Origin of the sequence: Nocardia sp. NPDC059229, from assembly GCF_042754165.1 — a bacterium.
Classification (GTDB): Bacteria; Actinomycetota; Actinomycetes; order Mycobacteriales; family Mycobacteriaceae; genus Nocardia.
The window spans coordinates 99,683-122,214 of the sequence record NZ_JBHZAK010000020.1; the positions used below are offsets into that span (position 1 = coordinate 99,683).

A 22,532-nucleotide genomic window follows, 5' to 3' on the forward strand; every position below is an offset into this window, starting at 1 on the left:
ACGAGTCGGTCAGTGCGCGGTGGGGAATCGCTGCGTCAGCCAATCCGTCACGAAGGTCAGCACCTGCGGATCGATGGTCGTCTCGATCTTGGCGTACTCGTCGGGCGTGCCCTTGTCGGCGGGCTGCATCAGGTGATCGAGCCCGTCGAAGACATGCACGGTCGCATCCGGATCGGCGGCCAGCAGCGTGCGCGCCGGGCCCTCGTTCTGGGCCGCGGGCACCTGGAGATCCTTGCTGCCGTAGAAGGCCAGCACCGGCACCCGCAGCGCCGACAGCGCCGGGGCCGGGTCGTAGCCGACCAGCGCCGCCATGTACGGCGTCACCAGCTCGTCGATCTGCGCGTCGGACAGCTTCTTGTCGGCGGGCAGGCTGTCATTGTGCTGTCGCACATAGGTTTTGGCGGCCTCCAGATCCCCGGAGCGCAGCAGGGTCGACAGGGTGGAGTTGAACGCCACCTGCTGATCGATCTGCTCCGCGGTGGCGCCCTGCGCGGTGAGGATCAGCCGATTCTGTTCCACCAGCACATCCGAGCCCGGCACCGCCGGCCCCGCCATCATGATCACGAACGCCACTCCGCTGTCCGGCCGCATGGTGTACAGCGGCGCGAGATACCCGCCCTCGCTGTGCCCGAGCAGGCCGATCCGCTTGGCGTCGATCTCCGGCCGCCCGTGCAGGAAGGCCATTCCGGCGCCGATGTCGTCGGTCAGATCCTGATAGCTCGAGGTGTCCAGGTGCCCGCCGGTCTTGCCGACGCCGCGCTTGTCGGTGCGCAGCACCGCGTAACCCGCGCGGGTCAGGGTGTCGGCCAGCAGCAGGAACGGCTTGTGACCCAGCAGCTCCTCATTGCGATCGTTGGCCCCGCTGCCATTGATCAGCACGACCGTCGGGAACGGCCCGCCGGTGTTCGGCTCGGTCAGCGTCCCGGCGATGGTGATGTCCCCGCTGGGGAAGCTGACATCCTCGGACTTGTACGGGAACGGCGGCTTCGGCTCCTGCGGGCGCGGCGGGCCCTCGACCTTGCCGCGCGTCAGGTTCAGCGGAAACGTCTGGCCGGATTGGCTGAACTGCCCCTGGATGCTGTCGGAGCCCTTGTCGTACTTGCCCTGGAACGACGGATTGCCCGGAATCTTGGTGATGGTCCAGGCCACGCCGTCGGCATCGTTCGTCACCCCGCTCAGCGGCGCGGCCTCGACACCCTGGGCGGGAATGTCGATGGTGGCCTGGTCCCCGCCGGTGAAGCTGATCCCGACGGCCAGCGGATGGTCGGGAATCTCGATGCTCCCGTGCCAGTCCCCGGTCAGGCCGGCGGGCGCGACCTCCTGCTTCGACGACGAACACCCGGTCAGCGCCAGGGCGATCACGAGTAGTACCGCCGGAACCAACCACCACGCCCTTCGCATGGCGACAGCCTACGCAGCCCCCGCCAGCACTCCCGGGAACTCGCCCTGATCTCGGAAAGGCTCGCTCCGATAACGCCGGTGTCACTACCCGGACACCCGGAATAACCACTGGGCCAACGGGAGTAACTCTCTCCGTTTCGTCATTGCCGGTGTCACCCGGCGCTCGTACCGTGGAATTCGTGAGCAATGACGCTTCCCCGCCGGGTCTCCTGGACCTGCCGGCCACGGTGGGCGGCTACGCGGCCGCTGAATTCGGTCCGTTGGTGCGCACTTTCGCGCGGATGGTCGGCGGTCGCCCGGGCGCCGGGGGCGCGCTCACGGTGCACCTGCGCGGGGAACCGCTGGTCGAGATCTGGATCGGGGAGGCCGGGCCGCGCCGGCCCTGGGATGCCGACACCGGCGCCATCGTCTTCTCCGCCACCAAAGGCATTGCAGCCACGGTCATCCACCGGCTCGCCGATCGCGGCCTCATCGACTACGACGCCCCGGTCGCCCGCTACTGGCCGGAATTCGCCGCCAACGGCAAGGGGCGGATCACGGTACGGCAGGTGCTGTCCCACCGGGCTGGGCTGTACGGGCTGCCCGAGATCGCCCGCGGCCTGGACGACGTGCTCGACCACCGCATGATGGAAGACCACCTGGCCGCCGCCAAACCCGATCATCTGCTGGGCATCCCGACCTATCACGCCCTCACCTTCGGCTGGCTGCTGGCGGGCCTGGCCCGTGCGGTCACCGGGCGCGGCATGGCCGAGCTGTTCCGCACCGAGGTCGCCGAACCGCTGGGCACCGAGGGCATCCACCTGGGCAACCCGCCGCCCGGGTCGCGCACCAGCGCCGCACTGCTGCACGGCAACAAGCTGTCGGCGGTCGGCACCAACTATGCCTCGCTGGTACTGGGCCGGGCCTACTCGCTGCCCGGTCCACTCGGCGCGGTCGCCCGCGCGCTGTTCCTGCCCGGCCTGGACCAGCTGCTGGAAGGCGACGATCCGCCCATCCTGCGCACCGAACTGGGTGCGGGCAACGGCGTCTGCACGGCGACCGGCCTGGCCACCGTGTACGACCCGCTCGCCAACAAGGGCATGCACCAGGGCCGCCGCTTCCTCTCGCCCGAAACCATCAGGGCCATGCGGCAGGTGGAGAGCTACAGGCTCGACCGTGCGCTGTTCTACATCCCGATGATGTGGCACATGGGCTATCACTCGCTGCCCGTTCCGGGAGCCCACGCGGGCTTCGGGCACATCGGTCTGGGCGGATCGTTCGGCTGGGCCGAACCCCGCCTGGGACTGTCGGTCGGCTTCGTCCACAATCGGCTCGGCATCGGGTCGATGAGCCTGGACCAACTCGCGTCGGCATGGGTGCTGCCGCTGGTGGTGCGGGGCGCCAATGCGGCGCGCCGCACCACTACCCCCGCCCTGCCCGCGGCCGCTTCGGTCGCATAGTCGCGGGCCGCTCCGCGTGACGTCGCACACGACACGCAGAGTCCGCCACGCCGATTCGAGTGATCGCCACCGCGTGCCGTCGGAACTCGTCGGTGGGGCCGCATAGTATGTCCGGGTGTCAGCCTCGTCGGGATCATTCGTCCATCTCCACAACCACACCGAGTACTCGATGCTCGACGGCGCGGCGAAGATCACGCCCTTGTTCAAAGAGGCGACACGGCTCGGGATGACCGCCGTCGGCATGTCCGACCACGGCAATATGTACGGCGCGTCGGAGTTCTACAACTCCGCCAAGAAGCAGGGCATCAAGCCGATCATCGGCATCGAGGCGTACATCGCGCCGGAGTCCCGGTTCAACACCAAGCGCGTGCTGTGGGGCGACCCGTCGCAGAAGAGCGATGACGTCTCGGGTTCGGGTTCCTACACCCACATGACCATGGTCGCCGAGAACGCGACGGGTCTGCGCAACCTGTTCAAGCTGTCGAGTCTGGCCTCCATCGAAGGTCAGCTCGGCAAGTGGGCGCGCATGGACGCCGACATCATCGCCGAGCACGCCGAGGGCATCATCGCCACCACCGGCTGCCCCTCGGGTGAGGTGCAGACCCGGCTGCGCCTGGGCCACGAACGCGAGGCCCTCGAAGCCGCCGCCAAGTGGCAGGAGATCTTCGGGCCGGAGAACTTCTTCCTGGAGATCATGGACCACGGGCTGTCCATCGAACGCCGGGTGCGCGAGGGCCTGCTCGAGGTCGGCAAGAAGCTGGGCATTCCGCCGCTGGCCACCAACGACTGCCACTACGTGCACGAGCACGACGCGTCCAATCACGAAGCGCTGCTGTGTATTCAGACCGGCAAGACGCTCTCGGACCCGACCCGCTTCAAGTTCGACGGCTCCGGCTACTACCTGAAGTCCGCCGAGGAGATGCGCGCCATCTGGGACGCGGAAGTCCCCGGCGCGTGCGACAACACGGTGCTGATCGGCGAGCGCGTCCAGTCCTACGACGACGTCTGGGCCCACCGCGACCGGATGCCGATCTTCCCGGTGCCCGAGGGCCACACCCAGGCCACCTGGCTCGAGCACGAGGTGATGGTCGGCCTGGACCGGCGCTTCCCGAGCGGGCCGCCGGAGGAGTACATCTCGCGCGCCAAGTACGAGCTCGGCGTCATCAACGAAATGGGCTTCCCCGCTTACTTCCTCGTCGTCGGTGACCTCATCACCTACGCCCGCTCGGTCGGCATCAATGTCGGCCCGGGCCGTGGTTCGGCGGCCGGCTCGCTGGTCGCCTACGCCATGGGCATCACGAACATCGACCCGATTCCGCACGGTCTGCTGTTCGAGCGCTTCCTGAACCCCGAACGCGTCTCGATGCCCGATATCGATATCGACTTCGACGATCGCCGCCGCGGTGAAATGGTCCGCTACGCCACCGACAAGTGGGGCAGCGACCGGGTCGCCCAGGTGATCACCTTCGGTACGATTAAAACCAAAGCGGCGCTGAAGGACTCGGCCCGCGTGCAGTTCGGTCAGCCGGGCTTCGCCATCGCCGACCAGATCTCCAAGGCGCTGCCGCCGCCGATCATGGCCAAGGACATTCCGCTCTCGGGCATCATGGATCCCGAGCACGAGCGGTACAAAGAGGCCGCCGAGGTCCGCGAGCTCATCAACACCAACCCGGATGTCAACAAGATCTACGAGACCGCACGTGGTCTCGAAGGCCTGATCCGCAACGCCGGCGTGCACGCCTGTGCCGTGATTATGTCCAGCGAACCGCTCACCGACGCGATCCCGGTGTGGAAGCGCGCGCAGGACGGCGCCATCATCACCGGCTGGGACTACCCGTCGTGCGAGGCCATCGGCCTGCTGAAGATGGACTTCCTGGGCCTGCGCAACCTCACCGTCATCGGTGACGCGCTGGTCAATATCAAGGCCAACCGCGGCATCGAACTCGACCTCGACACGCTGCCCCTGGAAGACCCGGCCACCTACGAACTGCTCGCGCGCGGTGACACCCTCGGCGTGTTCCAGCTCGACGGTGGCGCCATGCGAGATCTGCTGCGCCGCATGATCCCCACCGGCTTCGAGGACATCGTCGCCGTGCTCGCGCTGTACCGCCCCGGCCCCATGGGCATGAACGCGCACAACGACTACGCCGACCGCAAGAACGGGCGGCAAGAGGTCAAGCCCATCCACCCGGAGCTCGAAGAGCCCCTCGAGGACATCCTGCGCGATACCTACGGCCTGATCGTGTATCAGGAGCAGATCATGCAGATCGCGCAGAAGGTGGCCGGGTACTCCCTCGGCCGAGCCGACATTCTGCGCCGCGCCATGGGTAAGAAGAAGGCCGAAGTCCTCGAGGCCGAATTCGAGGGCTTCGAAAAGGGCATGCTGGAGAACGGTTTCACCAAGCCGGCCATCAAGGCGCTGTGGGACACGATTCTCCCGTTCGCCGGTTACGCGTTCAACAAGTCGCACGCCGCCGGCTACGGCCTGGTGTCGTTCTGGACCGCGTACCTGAAGGCCAACTATCCCGCCGAGTACATGGCCGGTCTGCTCACCTCCGTCGGTGACGACAAGGACAAGGCCGCCGTCTATCTGGCCGACTGCCGCCGCCTGGGCATCCAGGTGCTGCCGCCCGACGTCAACGAGTCCGAACTCGAATTCGCCTCCGTGGGTAACGACATTCGCTTCGGCATGGGCGCGGTGCGCAATGTCGGCGCGAACGTGGTGGCCTCGATCATCGCCGCGCGCAAGGAGAAGTCGAAGTTCACCGACTTCTCCGACTACCTGAACAAGATCGACGCCATCGCCTGCACCAAGAAGGTCACCGAATCCCTCATCAAGGCAGGCGCTTTCGACTCGCTCGGGCATCCGCGCAAGGGCCTGCTGCTGGTGCACTCCGATGCCATCGACGCGGTCATGTCGACCAAGAAGGCCGAGGCCATCGGCCAGTTCGACCTCTTCGGCGGCCTCGACGACGCCGACGAGTCCATCGCCAGCGTCTTCAATGTGAAGGTCCCCGACGAGGAATGGGAGACCAAGCACAAACTCGCCCTGGAGCGGGAGATGCTGGGCCTCTACGTGTCCGGGCACCCGCTCAACGGCGTCGAGCACGTGCTCGCGGCCCAGTCCGACACCCAGATCCCCGCCATTCTCGAGGGCGACATCAAGGACGGCGCGCAGGTCACCATCGGCGGCATCTTCGCCAATGTCACGCGCCGCGTGAACAAGAACGGCCTGCCCTGGGCCTCGGCCCAGCTCGAGGACCTCACCGGTGGCATCGAGGTGCTGTTCTTCCCGCAGTCCTACTCCGTCTACGGCATGGACGTCACCGAGGACGCCATCGTCCTGGTCAAGGCCCGCGTCAGCGCCCGCGACGACCGCGTCTCCCTGATCGCCAACGACCTTGTGGTGCCGGACCTTTCGTCCATCGGCGTGGACAAGCCGCTGTCGGTGGTCATCCCCACCCGGCTGTGCACCCCCGATAAGATCGGCGAGCTCAAGCGGGTTCTGTCCCGGCATCCGGGCACCGCGAACGTGCACATCAAGCACGTCGGCTCCCGGGATCGCACCACCATGCTGAAGGTGGCCGACAACCTGCGGGTCTCACCCTCCTCGGCGCTCATGGGTGACCTGAAGGCTCTCCTTGGCCCGGGCTGCCTGGGCGCGGTCTGATTCCGATACCCCCGTCGCACCGTGTGCCTCTCGCCTCGGCGAGGGCACACGTGTTGTCACAGACAGGTGGAAGTCGCCGACGATGCGATTGACGGACTCGTGGCGATTACCGACGGTGAAGATGCCGAACGTGGACTGATGGGTCCGTGAGCCGGAAGGTCCGGATCAGCGGAGGCTGCGCGCCCCGCCGATGATCCAGCGCAGCGTCGCGATCACCGTCGCGCCGAGCACCGCGGCCTGCACCGACCCGGTGATCAGGGCGAGTGTCAGGCAGACCACCACACCGGCGAACAAGGCTTCCAGCTTGTAGACCGGCCACGCCGTCCCGGCGATGTCCACGGAAGCGTGCGAGCGAAGCCGCTCGGTGTCCGTAGGGTGAACCACTGCCATACGGTAAGGGTAGACGGTGATCCAAAGTTCGGGCAACCGAAACCTCTGTCGGGAACAACACATGATCGTGGATGGTTACCCGGTTCATGCCACTTATCGGAGAGTACGAACCCAGCCCGTCCGACTGGTCGCGAGAGCAGGCCGAGCAGTACGAGAACTCCGGGGGCGCGGAGGCCAACCTCCTGCAAGGTGTGCCGATCATCCTGCTGACCACCCGCGGCAACAAGTCGGGCAAGCTCCGCAAGACCCCGCTCATGCGGATCGAGCACGACGGCGAGTACGCGGTGGTCGCCTCCCTGGGCGGCGCGCCCAAGCACCCGGTCTGGTACTGGAACGTCAAGGCCGATCCGCATGTGGAACTGCGCGACCGGGACGTGGTCAAGGACTACGACGCCCGCGAGGTCACCGGCGACGAGAAGACCCTCTGGTGGAAGCGGGCCGTCGAGGTGTGGCCCGACTACGCCGAATACCAGAAGAAGACCGACCGCCAGATCCCGCTGTTCGTCCTCACCCCGCGCCCCTGAGCGCCGCCCGCCGTATCACCGGGAAGCACGGCGGTCGGTGAGAGAAGGTCCCGGTCCGACATGACCGGGACCTTTTCGTGGCGCTGCCGCAGGCCCGCCGCATGCTCCCAGCTAGCATGTTCGGGTGTCTGATCCGCTTGTTATCGCCGAGAGAGTGTCCGGTTCGCTGCCCGAGTTGACAGCGGACGAGATCGATGCGGCCGCGAAGCGAATTTCGGACATTATCGAGCCGACGCCGCTGCAACGGATTCCGCGGCTGTCGGCGCTGACCGGGGCCGAGGTCTACCTCAAGCGGGAGGACCTCACCGCCGTCCGCTCCTACAAGCTGCGCGGCGCCTACAACCTCATGGTGCAGCTGACCGCTGCCGAGAAGGCCGCGGGCGTGGTCACCGCCAGCGCCGGAAACCACGCGCAGGGCGTGGCTTTCGCCTGTAAGGCCATGGGCGTCACGGGCCGCATCTACGTGCCCACCACCACCCCGAAGCAGAAGCGCGACCGAATCCGCGTCCACGGCGGCGAATTCGTGGAACTCATCGCCGTCGGCGACACCTACGACGCGGCCGCCGCGGCCGCCGCCGACGATGTGAAGCGCACCGGGGCGACCATGGTCCCGCCCTTCGACGATCCGCGCACCGCCGCCGGGCAGGGCACCATCGCCGCCGAATTCCTCGAACAGCTCGGCCGCGAGCCCGATCTGGTGGTGGTGCCGGTGGGCGGCGGTGGCTGCCTGGCGGGTATCGCCACCTATCTGCGGGAGCGGTCGCCGAACACCGCGATTCTCGCGGTGGAGCCGACGGGCGCGGCGTCCATGACGGCCGCGCTGGTGGCCGGCGGCCCGGTGACGCTGCCCGAGATCGACCCGTTCGTGGACGGCGCCGCCGTGCGCCGGGTCGGCGCGGTCGGCTACCAGGCGGTGGTGCGCTTCGGCGGCCAGGTCCGCTCGCACGCCTCGCTGCCCCTGCTGACCAGCACCGAAACCGGTTCGGGCGCAGGCTCTTTCCGCATGATGCACGTGGACGAGGGCGCCATCTGCACCGCCATGCTGGAGCTGTACCAGAACGAGGGCATCGTCGCCGAGCCGGCGGGCGCGCTCGCGACAGCGGTGCTGCGCGAGGTCGAGATCGAGCCGGGTTCGACGGTGGTGGTGCTGCTCTCGGGCGGCAACAACGATGTCTCCCGCTACGGCGAGGTCATCGAGCGTTCGCTGGTGCATCAGGGCCTGAAGCACTATTTCCTGGTGGACTTCCCGCAGGAGCCCGGCGCGCTGCGCCGCTTCCTGGACGAGGTACTCGGGCCCGATGACGACATCACCGTGTTCGAGTACGTCAAGCGCAACAACCGCGAAACCGGCGCCGCCCTGGTCGGTATCGAACTGGGCACCCCGGAGGGCCTGGAACCGTTGCTCGAGCGGATGGACAAGGCGCCGATCCAGTGTGAGCGGCTGGATCCGAACTCGCCCGCCTACCGGTACCTGACCTGACCGGTGACCCGTGTGATCCGACCCCTCGTTCGGATCACACGGGTCCGGTTGCCCTGGTGGGGCTTTCAGGCGTGCAGGAGGTATCCCGCCGCCGAGCTGTGAATGATCCGCGGCCGGCCGAGCTTGCGGTCCAGCCGGGTGATCACCTCGTCCACGCCCGCGGTCGAGGTGGAATCGCTGCAGAAGGCGGCGATCTCGGCCGGGGTGACGAGGGTTCCGGCGCGCGCGGCCAGCAGTTCCAGCACGCAGAATTCGCGGGTGGTCATGGTCAGCAGGATTCCGCTGCGGCGCACCCGCCGGCGTATTCGGTCCACCACCAGATCCCCGATGGTGAGTACGGGCGAGTGCGGCGAGCGCCGGGGCGAGCACAGGGCCCGCACCCGCGCGGCGAGCTCGCCCAGCGAGAACGGCTTGGCCAGATAGTCGTCCGCGCCGCTCGCGTAGCCCTCGCGGCGATCGGCGGGGCTGTCGCGGGCGGTGATCAGCAGTGCGGGGGTGCGATCACCCGATTCCCGTTGCCGCCGTACCAGTTCCAGTCCGTCGCCGTCGGGTAGCCCGCGGTCCACGATGAGGCAGTCGTAGATCCGCACCCCGCACTGCTCGGCGGCGTCGGTGAGATTGCGGGTCAGATCGACGATGAATCCGGCCGCCCGCAGTCCGTCCGCGACCCGCTCGCCCAGCCGCTCGTCGTCCTCGCACACCAGGACACATACGCTGCGGGCGCTCACTCCATCGTCGGACATGCCGCCACGGTGCCACAGGGATCGTGAACGAATCGTGAGCGATCGCCCGGCGAGCGCGGGACGTTAACGCCGCGGGAGGGGTACTTGTGGGGGCACGCGCCGGGGTTAACGACCGCGTGGCCCGGGCGCGATGATCGGGTAGTTCACTACGCGTGAAACCGAACGGTCAGGGCGGGAGGCTGACGTTCATGAAAAGGCTGGTCGTGTGTTGTGACGGCACCTGGAAGGCCGAGTCGAGCTCGACGGTGTCGAACATCGTGAAGATCGCGGAAGCGGTCAAGCTGACCGGGACGGACAAGGAGGGGAAGTCCGTCGGTCAGCGCATCAACTACGTCTCGGGTCCGGGCTCGCGCGGCTTCATGTCCGACAAGGTGCTGGGCGGCGCGTTCGGTCTGGGCCTGGAGGCCAATCTGTCGGCCGCCTACTGGCAGCTGGCCCTGAACTGGGTGCCCGGGGACGAGATCTACATCTTCGGCTTCAGCCGCGGCGCGTACACCGCCCGCAGCCTCGCGGGGATGATCAACCGGCTCGGAATCCTGACCTACGAGGCCATCATCGGGGGTAAGTACCCGAAGGCGTTGGAGATCTACAAGACCCGCAAGAAGAACCCCGACGATCCGGATCCGCCGGAGTGGACGGCCTTCCGCGCCGCGAACTGCCACCCCGAGAGGCCGGTCATCAATTTCCTCGGCGTCTTCGACACCGTGGGCGCGATGGGCGTCCCGGGTATCACCTCATGGCTGCACAGCTTCCATGATGTGCGGCTCTCGCGCATCGTGCTGTGCGCGCGGCAGGCGCTGGCCATCGACGAGCGGCGGCGTGCCTTCGCGCCCTGCCTGTGGGAGATTCCCGCCGATCAGCGCGAGCTCTACGACCGTCCAGACCGGGTGAAGCAGGTCTGGTTCGAGGGCGTGCACAGCGATATCGGCGGCGGCTACGCCGACTGCGGGCTGTCCGACATCACCCTGCGCTGGATGATCGCCGAGGCCGAGGCCGAGGGACTGGCCTTCGATCACGATCGCCTCGACACCCTGCTCAGCAGCTGCCCGTTCGACGCCACGCACCTGCACGATTCGCTCAGCCCGGGCTTCCGGGTGCTGAACTACGCCCGCCTGGCGACCGGCTGGCGCAGCCCGCGCTTCTACTGGGATTCCTGGCGCAAGCTGCTGCAGCCCGAGGACCAGGACAGCTTCCTGGCCGCCAGCGTCCCGGACCGGAAGGGCTACCGCCCGGCCAATATTCACCGCTGGTGCGAGCATCGGGGCGGTCCGGTGCCGCCGGATCTCATCGAGCCCGTCGACCAGGTGCGGCCCGCCGCCGGCGACGGCGCGGGCGGCGGTCCGGAAGAATCCGCCGCCTGATCGGCCGGCCGCTCAGCGGACCAGCAGGGCGACCGGCAGCCGGGCGAACAGCTTCTCCAGTCGCGCGCGCCCGGAGAAGGTGTGGCCGGTGAGCCGGTCGGTCCAGTGCCCCTGTGGCAGATCCAGCACGGTGTCGGCCCAGCCGCCCGCCTCGTCCAGCCGGATGCTGTGCCGGGTGACGGCCACGATCACCTCGGGGGTCTCCCCGGTGCGGCCGCGGGCGTAGGAGAGCAGGTGCTGGGCGCGGTCGCCCGCCGCGAACAGCGGGATGTAGGCGCCGCCGACGAAGCAGTCGGGGCGTTCGCGGCGCAGCCACAGCGCGTAGGCCACGATCCACATCTTGACCGCACCGGTCGGGTCGAGATCCGGTGTGCCGGTGAGGGATTGCAGCAGCAGGGAACGGTGGGTGAAGTCCACCGGGCGGCGGTTGTCGGGATCGACGAGCGAGTCCTCCCACAGCTCGCAGCCCTGGTAGATGTCCGGGATGCCGGGGCCGCACAGTTGCAGCAGCTTCTGCGCCAGCGCGTCGGTCCAGGCGTGGCCGGCCAGATCGGCCACGAACTCACCCAGTTCGGCGCCGACCGGTCCGTCGATGACGGTGTCGATCCAGCGGTGCACCGCCGTCTCGAACTCGACATCCGGTTCCTCCCAGGAGGATTGGGTGCCGGCCTCGCGAACCGCCTTCTCCGCGAACTGATGTAGCCGCTCGCGTAGCCCGGGCACGGCCGCGGCGGGGCGGCCGTCGGCGGGCCACACCCCGAACATGTTCTGCAGCAGGAACAGTGTGGTTGTGCCGTCGGGTCCGGGTGCGATCTCCTCCCAGGTGCTCACCGAGCGCGCCCAGATGTCGGGCACCTGCGAGAGCATGCCGATGCGGGCGCGCACGTCCTCGCCGCGCTTGGTGTCGTGGGTGGACAGCGCGGTCATGCCGGCCGGCCAGCGTTGCGCGCGTTCGGCATTGGCGAGGTGGAACTCGATGGGCGAGCAGCCGAAGCGGGCCGGGTCCGCGCCCATCTCCTGCAGCGACACCAGCCGCGCGGCGCGGTAGAACATGGTGTCCTCCACGGCTTTCGCGCTCATCGCCCCGCCCACCTGGTGGAAGCGGGTGGCGGCCTCGCCGCCGGTGGCCAGCGCGGTCACCAGCACCTGCAGCGGCGCGGTCAGTTCGGCATTGCGCCGCGCCACCTCGGCGACGACGGCCCCGACCATGCCCGCCAGCGGCGCGTAGTCGGTGCGGTAGACCGGCATGAACGACAGCACCTCGATGGCGGCATTGGTGAGCGCCATGGTGTCGAAGGCGTCGGCGCGGGCGTCGCGCTTGACCGCGGCCACCAGCCGCCGCACCTCGGGCACCAGCATTGTCTCGGCGACGGCGCGGCGAATCCGGTGTTCCTGCTCGGTGAACCAGGCCCGGTCGCTGCCGTGCCCGGTGAACTGCCGCGACAGGTCGGTGAGCTGTTTCTCGCCGTCCGGGTCGATGAGCACGCCGCCGATATCGGCGAGGGAGTCGTAGCCGGTGGTGCCGTCGATGGGCAGGGTGGCGTCGAGGGGCTCACGATTGGAGAGCACCTTCTCGACCAGCAGCAGCCGCTGCGGTCCGATGAGCTGGCGCAGCCGCCGCAGGTACTCGGCGGGCTGGGCCAGTCCGTCGGGATGATCCACGCGCACACCGTCGATGAGGTCGTGCTCGCACCAGGCGGCCAGCTCCCGATGGGTGGCCTCGAAGACCGCCGGCTCCTCCTGCCGGATGGCGGCCAGCCCGCCCACGGTGAAGTAGCGGCGGTATCCACACAGCCCCGACTTCCAGTTGACCAGGCGGTAGTGCTGCTTGTCGTGAATGCGCAGCGCGTTCTCGCCGTCGGTGCCGGGCGCGATGGGGAAGCGCAGATCGTGCAGTGCCAGCATGGGTTCGGGCCCGGACCGGTCCACGGTCAGCGCCGCCGGATCGTTCTCCCCGGCCAGCACCGGCAGCGCGATGCGCCCGCCTGCGCCATTGCCCGGCGTCCAGTCGATATCGAACCAGGTGGCGTACTTGGACTTCTTGCCCTGCCGCAGCACATCCCACCACCACTGGTTCTGCCGCGGATCGGCCACCGCCACATGGTTGGGCACCAGGTCGACGATGAGTCCCATACCGCGGCTGCGCACCTCGTCGGCCAGGGCCTTGAGCCCGGTCGGCCCGCCCAGCGCGGCCGACACCGTGGTCGGATCGATGACGTCGTAGCCGTGGGTGGAGCCGCGCGTCGCGGTCATGACGGGCGACAGGTACAGATGCGAAATGCCCAGTTGCTGCAGGTATTCGGCGATGGCGCGCGCGTCGGTGAAGGTGAGCGCGTCGGGCCGGAGCTGCAGGCGGTAGGTGCTGCGCACGGGCGTCTGCCGGGCGATAGGTCCGGTGAGGTGTTCGGGCGAGCTGGTCATGGCGGTATCGATCATGCCGTACGGCGCAGCACGAGTAGACAGCGTGCGGGCACTTGCACCGTTGCCGCAGCGGGGAGGACGGTGTCGGCGGCGGAGCGGCCGGTGGGCGTGGCGCAGTCCAGGGCGACCGACCAGGCATTACCGTGCCGGGCGTCGGGGAGGGCGAAATCCAGGGCTTGGTCGTGAGCGTTGAAGCACAGCAGGAACGAGTCGTCGGCGATGCGTTCCCCGCGCGGGCCCGGCTCGTTGATGCCGTCGCCGTTGAGGAACACCGCCAGCGAGCGGGCGAAGCCGGTCTCCCAGTCGGCGTCGGTCATGGCCGTGCCGCCGGGGGTGAACCAGGCGATATCGCCGAGGTCGTCGGGATCGGGCGCCGGATCGAAGAAGCGGCGCCGCCGGAACACCGGGTGCGCGGCGCGCAGCGCGACCGCGCGCCTGGTGAATTCGAGGAGATCGGCATTGGTGTCCATGAACGTCCAGTCCATCCACGACAGCGGTGAATCCTGACAATAGACATTGTTGTTGCCGCGCTGGGTGCGGCCGAATTCGTCGCCGTGCAACAGCATCGGGGTGCCCTGGGAGAGCAGCAGGGTGGCGAGCAGATTACGGGATTGCCGCGCGCGCAGGGCCATGATCTCCGGATCCTCGGTCGGGCCCTCGACGCCGCAGTTCCAGGAGCGGTTGTAGTTCTCGCCGTCGTGATTGCCCTCGCCATTGGCGTCGTTGTGTTTCTCGTTGTAGGACACCAGATCCGCCAGCGTGAATCCGTCGTGCGCGGTCACGAAATTGATGCTGGCGCTGGGCCGGCGGCCGGTGGCCTCGTACAGATCCGAGGACCCGGTGAGCCGGGAGGCGAACTCGCCCAGTGTTGCCGGCTGCCCGCGCCAGTAATCCCGCACGGTGTCACGGTATTTGCCGTTCCATTCGGTCCAGGCCACCGGGAAATTGCCGACCTGATATCCGCCCTCGCCGACATCCCAGGGTTCGGCGATGAGCTTCACCTGGCTCACCACCGGATCCTGGTGCACCAGGTCGAAGAAGGTGGAAAGCCGGTCTACATCGTGCAATTCGCGGGCCAGGGTGGCCGCCAGGTCGAAGCGGAATCCGTCCACGCGCATCTCGAGGATCCAATAGCGCAGCGAATCCATGATCAGCTGCAGGGCGTGCGGGTGGCGCATGTTGAAGCTGTTTCCGGTGCCCGTGTAATCCATGTAATGCTGCGGATCATCGTCCACCAGGCGGTAATACGCGGCATTGTCGATGCCGCGGAAGCTGATGGTCGGCCCGAATTCATTGCCCTCGGCGGTGTGGTTGTAGACCACGTCGAGGATCACCTCGATACCGGCGGCGTGGAAGGCGCGCACCATGGTCTTGAATTCGGTGACCGCGGCGGCGGGGGAGGAGCCCGCGGCATAGCCGCGATGCGGCGCGAAATAGCCGAAGCTGTTGTAGCCCCAGTAATTCCGCAGTCCCCGGTCCAGCAGAATGCGGTCGTCGAGGTACTGGTGTACCGGCATGAGTTCCACGGCCGTCACGCCCAGCCCCCGCAGGTGTTCGAGGATCGCCGGATGCGCCATGCCCGCGAAGGTGCCGCGCAGTTCCGGCGGTACCTCCGGATGCGTGACGGTCATGCCCTTCACGTGCGCCTCGTAGATGACGGTCTCGTGGTACGGCCGTTTCGGCGCGCGATCGTGGGCCCAGTCGAAATACGGGTTGATGACCACCCCGGTCATGGTGTGCCCGAGCGAGTTCTGCCCGAAGTTGTAGGGCGCGGTGGCGGTCCCGAAGTCGCCCTCGAACGCCTTGCCGTACGGGTCCAGCAGCAGCTTGCTGGGATCGCAGCGCAGCCCCCGCTCCGGATCGAAGCCGCCGTGCACCCGGAAACCGTATCGTTGCCCGGGCCCGACGCCGGGCAGATAGGCGTGCCAGACATAGCCGTCCACCTCGTCGAGCGGCACCCGGGTCTCGCGGTGGTCCGCGTCGATCAGGCACAGCTCCACCCGCCGGGCCACCTCGGAGAACACCGAGAAGTTCGTTCCGGCGCCGTCGTAGGTCGCGCCCAGCGGATAGGCGGTCCCCGGCCAGACACCGAGCGCGGTGGTGCCGGGAGTCGCGGGAGGCATGATCCAGACCCTAGCGGGCCGGATCGTCCTCCCCGCCGAGTCCCCGCCGCCAGGTCTGCCCGACCAGATCGACGCCGAAGCTGTGGTGCGGATTCGATTCCACCAGTTCGAATCCGGCGCGCTGGTAGATGTGGCGCGCGGAGTCCAGCACGCTGTTGGTCCACAGCACCATCTCGGTGTATCCCGCCGCGGTGGCGAAGCGCAGGCATTCGTCGACCAGTGCGCTGCCCACGCCGAGCCCGCGGGCGGACGGTTCCACCAGTAGCAGTCGCAGCCGGGCGGTGGTGTCGTCCTCGCGCATGCAGTAGACGCAGCCGACCGGGCTGCCCTCGTATTCGGCGATCCAGGCCCGTTCCCGTTGCGGGTCATGGGAACTCAGCCAGTTCGCGACGATGGTGGCGGCCAGCGCCTCGTATTCGGCGTTCCAGCCGTACTCCTCGGCGTAGAGCACGGCATTGCGGGTGATCACCCAGCCGTGGTCGCCGGGCCGGGGTTCGCGCAGGATCACACCGGCGGGATCGGGCTCGGAGTCGGTGTCGAGGATCTGCTCGATGGTCCGCATGGCCCCGACCAACCGGGTGCGCACCATCGGAGAGTGCGGGACCAGCAGATCCCCGATCTGGTCCTGGGTGCGCTGGTTCAGCACTGTGAAGGCCGCCCGGCCCGCCTCGGTCAGCGCCACCACCTGCCGCCGGCCGTCGGCGTCGGATCGGCGGCGGGCGACCAGGCCGCGCTCTTCGAACCGGGCCAGGATGCGGCTCAGGTATCCCGGGTCCAGATCCAGGGCCAGTCGCAGGTCCACCACCTCGGTGGCCCCGAAATGGGCCAGCTCGAACAGGATTCTGCCCTCGGTGAGCGAGTACTCGGTGCCCAGCATCTCGCCCTGCAGGACGCCGATGATGCGGGTGTAGCGCCGGTTGAAGGCGCGGACGGCGGCGATGTGCTGTGCCTCGACCGGGCGATCGGTCGTCTCGACGGCCATGCTGGCTCCAATCCTTTGACCGAGTCAAAGAATACGCCGGGGTGCCGGTGGGTGGCGGGGTTCGTGGTAACTTGAACGCCGTTCAAGCCCGCTCCTCGAAGGACTTCTCGTGGCACCGACCCAGCCCGTCGGGGCGCAGCGCTCCGGCGAGATCACCGCGATCGACGCCGCCCACGTGTGGCATCCCTACGGTGGTTTCCCGGCCACCACCGCGCCGCTGGTGGTCGCCTCCGCGTCCGGCACCCGGCTCACCCTGGCCGACGGCCGGGAACTGGTGGACGGCATGAGCTCCTGGTGGGCCGCCGTGCACGGGTATCAGCACCCGGTGCTGGACGCCGCCCTGCTCGCCCAGTCGCGGAAGATGAGTCACGTCATGTTCGGCGGGCTCACCCACGAGCCGGCGGTGCGGCTGTCGCGGCTGCTGGTCGAGCTCACGCCCGAGGGTCTGGACAAGGTCTTCCTCTGCGACTCCGGCTCGGTGTCGGTGGAGGTCGCGGTGAAGATGTGCCTGCAGTACCAGCGGGCGCTGGGGCGGCCGGAGAAGCACCGGCTGATGACCTGGCGCGGCGGCTACCACGGCGACACCTTCACCCCCATGAGCGTCTGCGATCCCGAGGGCGGCATGCACTCGCTGTGGACCGATGTCCTGGTCCCGCAGGTCTTCGCGGGCCCGCCGCCGGAAGCCTATGAGCCGCAGTATGTCTCGGAGCTGGAGCGAACCCTCGCCGCGCACGCGCACGAATTGGCCGCGGTCATCGTGGAACCCGTGGTGCAGGGCGCGGGCGGCATGCGCTTCCACGATCCGCGCTACCTGGCCGATCTGCGCCGACTGTGCGACGAGCACGACGTCCTGCTGGTGTTCGACGAGATCGCCACCGGATTCGGCCGCACCGGAACACTTTTCGCCGCCGAGCAAGCGGGTGTCCGGCCCGACGTCATGTGCGTGGGCAAGGCCATCACCGGCGGCTACATGAGCCTGGCCGCCGCACTGTGCACCACCGAGATCGCCGAAACCATCAGCCGCTCGCATGGCGGCCTCATGCACGGCCCGACCTTCATGGGCAACCCCCTCGCCTGCGCGGTCGCGGTGGCCTCGATCGAACTGCTGCTCTCGCGCGACTGGCAGCGCGAGGTCCGCGACATCCACACCGGCCTCGCCGAGGGCCTGGCCCCCGCCCGCGACCTCCCCGCCGTCGCCGACGTCCGCACCCTCGGCGCGATCGGCGTCATCGAACTGAACCGCCCGGTGGACATGCGCAAAACCACCCACGCCGCAGTCGAATCCGGCGTCTGGCTACGCCCCTTCCGCAACCTCATCTACTGCATGCCGCCCTTCATCAGCACCCACGACGACGTCCACCGCATAACCGCCGCCATGTACGCCGCCGCAGCCGTCTGACCACCGGGTTCGCGCTCCGGTCGAAATACCTCTGAAACAGAGCTATTGTGGGAGCGTGTCCGAAACTCCCCGCGAGAACGCCGACAGCGACGCCTATGCCGAGCTGATGACGCTGCTGTTCGGCTCCATGGGTCGGCTGCGGCGGCAAGTTGGCCGGCTGGCCGGGCGGTCGTTCGATGAGCCGGGGCTGTCCGGGGCGCAGTCGGAGTTTCTGCGGCTGGTGGGGCGGCGGCCGGGGATCTCGGTGAAAGAGGCTGCCGGAGAGCTGGGTTCGGCGGCGAACAGCGTGTCGACGCTGGTGACCGAGTTGGTCAAGGCGGGGCTCGTGGTGCGTGAGCCGGATCCGCGGGACCGGCGGACGATGCGACTGTCGCTGACCCCGGACGCGCAGCGGATCGCCGACGAGACGCGGCGGCAGCGGCACGCCGTGGTTGCCGAGGCGCTCGATCAGCTCAGCGAAACCGAACGCGCGCAACTGCGCAGCGGTCTGGCGGCCATGACGCGCCTGACCGATCTGCTGCACGAACGCGAGCACTCCCGCGGAGGCGACCGATGACCAGCGTGCCCGCCGTCGAATGCGCCGGCCTGACCCACCGCTACGGAACCAGCACCGTGGTCGACGATCTCGCCCTCACCATCGAACGCGGCGAGGTGTTCGGCCTGCTCGGCCCCAATGGCGCGGGCAAGTCCAGCACCATTCAGCTGCTCACCACGCTCATGCCCATCCAGTCCGGCACTGTCAGGGTGTTCGGGCTCGATGTCACGACCCACGCCGCGGACGTCCGCTACAACCTCGGCTATGTGCCGCAACAGCTCTCGATCGAGGCCGGGCTGACCGGGCGGCAGAATGTGGCCTGGTTCGCCCGGCTTTTCGACGTGCCGCGCGCCGAGCGGGCCGAGCGGGTGGACGAGGTGCTCGACGCCATGAACCTGCTGGACGTGGCCGACCGGCCGGCGGGCGGCTACTCCGGCGGCATGATCCGCCGCCTCGAACTGGCCCAGGCTCTGGTGAACCGCCCCGCCCTGCTGGTGCTGGACGAGCCCACGGTGGGGCTGGATCCCATTGCGCGCGACAGCGTCTGGGAGCGGGTCGCCGAGATGCGCGCCGGCTACGGCACCACCGTGCTGCTCACCACCCACTACATGGCCGAGGCCGACGCGCTCTGCGATCGAATCGCGCTGCTGCACAAGGGCGTGCTGCGCGCGACCGGTTCGCCCGCCGACCTGAAGGCCGGGATCGGCCCCGGGGCGACCCTCGAGGATGTCTTCCGGCATCACGCGGGGGAGAGCCTCGACGATGTGACCGAAGGGAACATGCGCAATGTCCGAAGCACTCGCCGGACCGCCCGGCGCGCGGGCTGATACGGCGTTCACGCCGGTCCTGGCGCCGCGCGGCTGGGCGCGCCTGCCCCGGCTGGCCTCCCGCATGGGCACCTTCGCGCTGGTGGAGATCCAGAAGCTGCGCCACGACCAGAGCGAAGTCCTCACCCGCGCAATCCAGCCCGTGCTGTGGATGGTGATCTTCGGGACCACCTTCTCCCGCCTGCACGCCCTGCCCACCGGTTCGGTGCCGTACCTGGACTTCCTCGCTCCCGGCGTGATCGCCCAGTCGGCGCTGTTCATCGCGATTTTCTATGGCATCCAGATCATCTGGGACCGGGATGCGGGCATTCTCACCAAACTGCTCGTCACCCCGACCCCGCGGGCCGCGCTGATCGCCGGAAAGTGTTTCGCCGCAGGCGTTCGCGCCATCGCCCAGATCCTGGTGATCGTGATCGTGGCGCTGCTCATGGGCGTGGCCCTCACCGGCAACCCGCTGCGCGTGCTCGCCACCGTTCCCGTGGTCTTCCTCGGCACCGCCTTCTTCGCCTGCCTGTCCATGACCATCGCCGGGCTGGTGCGCGCCCGGGATCGGCTGATGGGCATCGGCCAGGCCATCACCATGCCGCTGTTCTTCGCCTCCAACGCGCTCTACCCCGTGGACCTCATGCCGACGTGGTTGCGGGTCGTCAGCCACGTCAACCCGCTCAGTTACGAGGTGGACGCGCTGCGCGGCCTGCTGATCGGCACACAGGCCGACCTCTGGCTGGACTTCGGTGTACTGGCCGGGGCCGCCACCCTCGGCGTCGCCACCGCCTCGGCCCTGCTGGGCCGGTTGGTCCGGTAGGCCGACGCGGTCTCGGCTACCGGTGTGGTGTCGTGTCGGGTCGCGCGGTGCGAGCCGTCAACGGTTGGCCCGTCTTTCGCGTACCTTGTCTGAATTGTCACTGTCCGACAGGACTTCCCAGACCTTGAATACGCAGTGATAGTCGTCGGACCAGCCACGGGCGATCAGCATGAAGGTGTCGCCGTCGCGCAGGATGGTGCGGCGGCTGATCAACTTCGGATGATCGGGTTGGAATTTCGAGACGAGGTCCGGGACTTTCGCGAGGGCTTGTTCGCGGGTTCCCACCACCTCTGTGAGGATCTTCGGACTCCAGGTCTTGCTGTCGCCGAAGCCGGTCGTCTGCTCGACCACTATTGCCCATCGTGGCATCGCGCAGCCTCCTTACGACTTCCCAGCATAGCGCCGTGTACCGACACCCATGGCCCCCTGAACGGTGTTCAAGTATGCTTCCGAGCTGTGACTGCCGATCCCCTGAGCTGGCTCGACACGCGCGCCGCCGAGCGCGTGGACGCCGGGCTTCGCCGTGAACTGCGCCCCCGCACCTCCGACACGGTGAGCATCGACCTGGCCTCCAACGACTACCTCGGGCTGGTCCGCCACCCCGAGGTGATCGAGGGCGCCGTCGCCTCGGTGCGGTACTGGGGCGCCGGCGCGACCGGTTCGCGCCTGGTCACCGGGACCACCGCCGAGCACGAACAGCTCGAGACCGAACTCGCCGAATTCGTCGGCGCGGAGGCCGGATTGGTGTTCGCCTCCGGCTATGCCGCGAACCTGGGCGCGGTCACCGCGCTGGCCGGCCGTGGCGCACTGGTGGTTTCGGACGCGGGCAGCCACGCCTCGCTGGTCGACGCCTGCCGGCTGTCGCGGGCGCGGGTGGAGATCGCACCGCACTGCGACCCGGCGGCCGTGGACCGCCTGCTGTCCGAGCGTACCGAGGAACGTGCACTGGTCTTGACGGACTCGGTGTTCAGCGCCGACGGGGATCTCGCGCCGCTGACCGAACTGCACCGGGTGACCCGGGCCAATGGCGCGGTGCTCATCGTGGACGAGGCGCACGGCCTGGGGGTGCGCGGCAACGGCGGCCGCGGCCTGGTGCAGGAGTGCGGGCTGGCCGGCGAGCCCGACCTGGTGATCACCGCGACCCTCTCGAAAGCCTTTGCCGCCCAGGGCGGCGCGGTGCTGGCCAGCGAACGGGTGCGCGCCCACCTCATCGACGCCGCCCGCACCTTCATCTTCGACACCGGCCTGGCGCCCGCCGCCGTCGGCGCGGCCCGCGCGGCCCTGCGGCTGCTGCGCCGCGACCCCGAGATGGCCCAGCGGGTGCTCGACCGCGCCGCCGATCTGGCCCGCATCGCCGGTGTCGGCCAACCGGATTCGGCCGTCGTCCCGGTCATCCTCGGCGATGCCCAGGTCGCCTATGACGCCGCCCAGGCCTGCCGCGCCCGCGGTCTCAGCGTCGGCTGCTTCCGGCCGCCGTCGGTCCCCGAGGGCACCTCTCGCCTGCGCCTGACCGCCCGCGCCGATCTCACCGAGGCCGAGTTGGCCACCATCGCAACCGTTCTCGGCGAGGTCCTCGCCGAAGCCCGTGGGCGGCAGGTGGTCCCGGCATGAGCCGCCTCCTGTTCATCACCGGCACCTCCACCGACGTCGGCAAGACCATTGTCACCGCGGCCCTGGCGGCGACCGCTCGCGCCGCAGGTCTGAACGTCGCCGTCTGCAAACCCGCGCAAACCGGCGTAGCCCCCGGCGAACCCGGCGACCTCGCCGAAATCACCCGGTTGAGCGGGGTCACCCGCACCCTCGAACTGGCCCGCTACCCGGAGCCCCTGGCTCCCGACACCGCCGCCCGGCGCTGCGGCCAGCCGCTGCTGACCCTGTCCGAGACCATCGCCGGCATCGAGTCCTGCGCGGACGCGGACCTCGTCCTGGTCGAGGGCGCCGGCGGCCTGCTCGTCCGCATCGGCGACTTCACCCTCCTCGACCTGGCCCAAAAACTCAGTGCCCCGGTGCTCCTGGTAGCGACCCCCGGCCTCGGCACCCTCAACCACAGCGAACTGACCATCCGAGCCCTGACCGCCGCCGGCGTCCCCTGCGCAGGCCTCGTCATCGGATCCTGGCCCGCCACCCCCGATCTCGCCTCCGAGTGCAACCGCACCGACCTCCCCGCCGTAACCGGCGTCGACCTCATCGGCTCCATCCCCTCCGGCGCCGGCTCCCGGCCCGCCCCCGATTTCACCGCCGCCGCCCCCACCTGGTTCGACCCGACCTGGACCGCGAGCCACCTCCTCACCCGTGCCTAGCGATCGGTGGGGTGGGCCAGTGCCTCGTAGAGCCGCAATCCTCGCCGTCTGCCAGCCGGCGCCGGTGACGCGACGTACCGCAGGCCCGATGCTGATGACAAGTGGCGGGTGGGTTGCCTCATGAATTTCTAA

18 protein-coding genes are annotated in these 22,532 nt (G+C 68.7%); 11 read left to right on the top strand and 7 right to left on the bottom strand.

The genetic code is table 11. The features are described 5' to 3' along the window. Positions 1-9: 9 nt before the first annotated feature. Positions 10-1,401: an alpha/beta hydrolase family protein gene (locus tag ACFXHE_RS34790; RefSeq protein WP_379388896.1), complete on the bottom strand. Its 1,392-nt coding sequence runs from the start codon at positions 1,399-1,401 to the stop codon at positions 10-12. Between the two features lie 179 nt (positions 1,402-1,580). Between ACFXHE_RS34790 and ACFXHE_RS34795 the strand changes: the two genes are divergently transcribed. Together ACFXHE_RS34795 and dnaE are read left to right on the top strand one after the other, a co-directional pair. After that, positions 1,581-2,840, top strand: a complete 1,260-nt coding sequence (locus ACFXHE_RS34795; protein WP_379388897.1) for a serine hydrolase domain-containing protein — start codon at positions 1,581-1,583, stop codon at positions 2,838-2,840. Positions 2,841-2,955: 115 nt separating this feature from the next. Beyond that, entirely contained in the window at positions 2,956-6,510 is a 3,555-nt protein-coding gene (gene dnaE / locus ACFXHE_RS34800; RefSeq protein ID WP_379388898.1) for a DNA polymerase III subunit alpha, read from the top strand. 165 nt (positions 6,511-6,675) lie between these two features. Here dnaE and ACFXHE_RS34805 read toward each other — a convergent pair whose 3' ends face one another. Then, on the bottom strand, positions 6,676-6,900 hold the full coding sequence (locus ACFXHE_RS34805) for a hypothetical protein (protein WP_379388899.1): 225 nt from the start codon (positions 6,898-6,900) through the stop codon (positions 6,676-6,678). A gap of 86 nt (positions 6,901-6,986) precedes the next feature. Between ACFXHE_RS34805 and ACFXHE_RS34810 the strand changes: the two genes are divergently transcribed. Together ACFXHE_RS34810 and ilvA are read left to right on the top strand one after the other, a co-directional pair. Further along, positions 6,987-7,424 carry a nitroreductase family deazaflavin-dependent oxidoreductase gene (locus ACFXHE_RS34810; protein WP_379388900.1) on the top strand — a complete coding sequence of 146 codons (438 nt, stop codon included), beginning with the start codon at positions 6,987-6,989 and terminating at the stop codon, positions 7,422-7,424. A gap of 124 nt (positions 7,425-7,548) precedes the next feature. Continuing rightward, complete coding sequence (ilvA, locus tag ACFXHE_RS34815; RefSeq protein ID WP_379388901.1) at positions 7,549-8,904, top strand: threonine ammonia-lyase IlvA; 1,356 nt, start codon at positions 7,549-7,551, stop codon at positions 8,902-8,904. Positions 8,905-8,969: 65 nt separating this feature from the next. On the opposite strand, the gene ACFXHE_RS34820 is transcribed toward ilvA, so the two are convergent. Further along, a complete protein-coding gene (locus ACFXHE_RS34820) occupies positions 8,970-9,647 on the bottom strand; it encodes a response regulator transcription factor (RefSeq protein ID WP_379388902.1) in 678 nt (225 codons plus the stop codon). 188 nt (positions 9,648-9,835) lie between these two features. Between ACFXHE_RS34820 and ACFXHE_RS34825 the strand changes: the two genes are divergently transcribed. After that, complete coding sequence (locus tag ACFXHE_RS34825) at positions 9,836-11,008, top strand: DUF2235 domain-containing protein (RefSeq protein ID WP_379388903.1); 1,173 nt, start codon at positions 9,836-9,838, stop codon at positions 11,006-11,008. 12 nt (positions 11,009-11,020) lie between these two features. Here the strand turns inward: ACFXHE_RS34825 and treY are convergent, their stop codons facing one another. From treY to ACFXHE_RS34840, 3 genes are read right to left on the bottom strand one after another with little or no spacing between them, the layout of a single operon-like run. Further along, entirely contained in the window at positions 11,021-13,429 is a 2,409-nt protein-coding gene (gene treY, locus ACFXHE_RS34830) for a malto-oligosyltrehalose synthase (RefSeq protein ID WP_379388904.1), read from the bottom strand. An 11-nt stretch (positions 13,430-13,440) separates the two neighbouring features. Continuing rightward, positions 13,441-15,552, bottom strand: coding sequence for a glycogen debranching protein GlgX (glgX, locus tag ACFXHE_RS34835; RefSeq protein ID WP_379388905.1), 2,112 nt, complete (start codon positions 15,550-15,552; stop codon positions 13,441-13,443). Positions 15,553-15,562: 10 nt separating this feature from the next. After that, positions 15,563-16,534 (bottom strand): GNAT family N-acetyltransferase, encoded by a 972-nt coding sequence (locus ACFXHE_RS34840; protein WP_379388906.1) that lies wholly within the window; start codon positions 16,532-16,534, stop codon positions 15,563-15,565. 109 nt (positions 16,535-16,643) lie between these two features. Here ACFXHE_RS34840 and ACFXHE_RS34845 point away from each other — a divergent pair, with 109 nt between their 5' ends. The 4 genes from ACFXHE_RS34845 to ACFXHE_RS34860 all read left to right on the top strand — a co-directional run bounded on the left by ACFXHE_RS34845 (position 16,644) and on the right by ACFXHE_RS34860 (position 20,100). Then, complete coding sequence (locus ACFXHE_RS34845) at positions 16,644-17,933, top strand: adenosylmethionine--8-amino-7-oxononanoate transaminase (protein WP_379388907.1); 1,290 nt, start codon at positions 16,644-16,646, stop codon at positions 17,931-17,933. A 55-nt stretch (positions 17,934-17,988) separates the two neighbouring features. Further along, a complete protein-coding gene (locus ACFXHE_RS34850) occupies positions 17,989-18,489 on the top strand; it encodes a MarR family winged helix-turn-helix transcriptional regulator (protein WP_379388908.1) in 501 nt (166 codons plus the stop codon). Beyond that, the gene (locus ACFXHE_RS34855) at positions 18,486-19,295 is read left to right on the top strand and encodes an ABC transporter ATP-binding protein (RefSeq protein ID WP_379388909.1); all 810 of its coding nucleotides are present in this window, start codon (positions 18,486-18,488) and stop codon (positions 19,293-19,295) included. The genes ACFXHE_RS34850 and ACFXHE_RS34855 overlap by 4 nt, the downstream gene beginning before the upstream one ends. Positions 19,296-19,359: 64 nt before the next feature. Next, positions 19,360-20,100, top strand: a complete 741-nt coding sequence (locus ACFXHE_RS34860; protein ID WP_379388946.1) for an ABC transporter permease — start codon at positions 19,360-19,362, stop codon at positions 20,098-20,100. 57 nt (positions 20,101-20,157) lie between these two features. Here the strand turns inward: ACFXHE_RS34860 and ACFXHE_RS34865 are convergent, their stop codons facing one another. Further along, positions 20,158-20,451 (bottom strand): hypothetical protein, encoded by a 294-nt coding sequence (locus ACFXHE_RS34865; protein ID WP_354842875.1) that lies wholly within the window; start codon positions 20,449-20,451, stop codon positions 20,158-20,160. A 105-nt stretch (positions 20,452-20,556) separates the two neighbouring features. Between ACFXHE_RS34865 and ACFXHE_RS34870 the strand changes: the two genes are divergently transcribed. Both ACFXHE_RS34870 and bioD read left to right on the top strand, forming a co-directional pair. Next, positions 20,557-21,711 (top strand): 8-amino-7-oxononanoate synthase, encoded by a 1,155-nt coding sequence (locus ACFXHE_RS34870; RefSeq protein ID WP_379388910.1) that lies wholly within the window; start codon positions 20,557-20,559, stop codon positions 21,709-21,711. Continuing rightward, the gene (gene bioD / locus ACFXHE_RS34875; RefSeq protein WP_379388911.1) at positions 21,708-22,400 is read left to right on the top strand and encodes a dethiobiotin synthase; all 693 of its coding nucleotides are present in this window, start codon (positions 21,708-21,710) and stop codon (positions 22,398-22,400) included. Before ACFXHE_RS34870 ends, bioD begins: the two co-directional genes overlap by 4 nt. Positions 22,401-22,532: the final 132 nt, after the last annotated feature.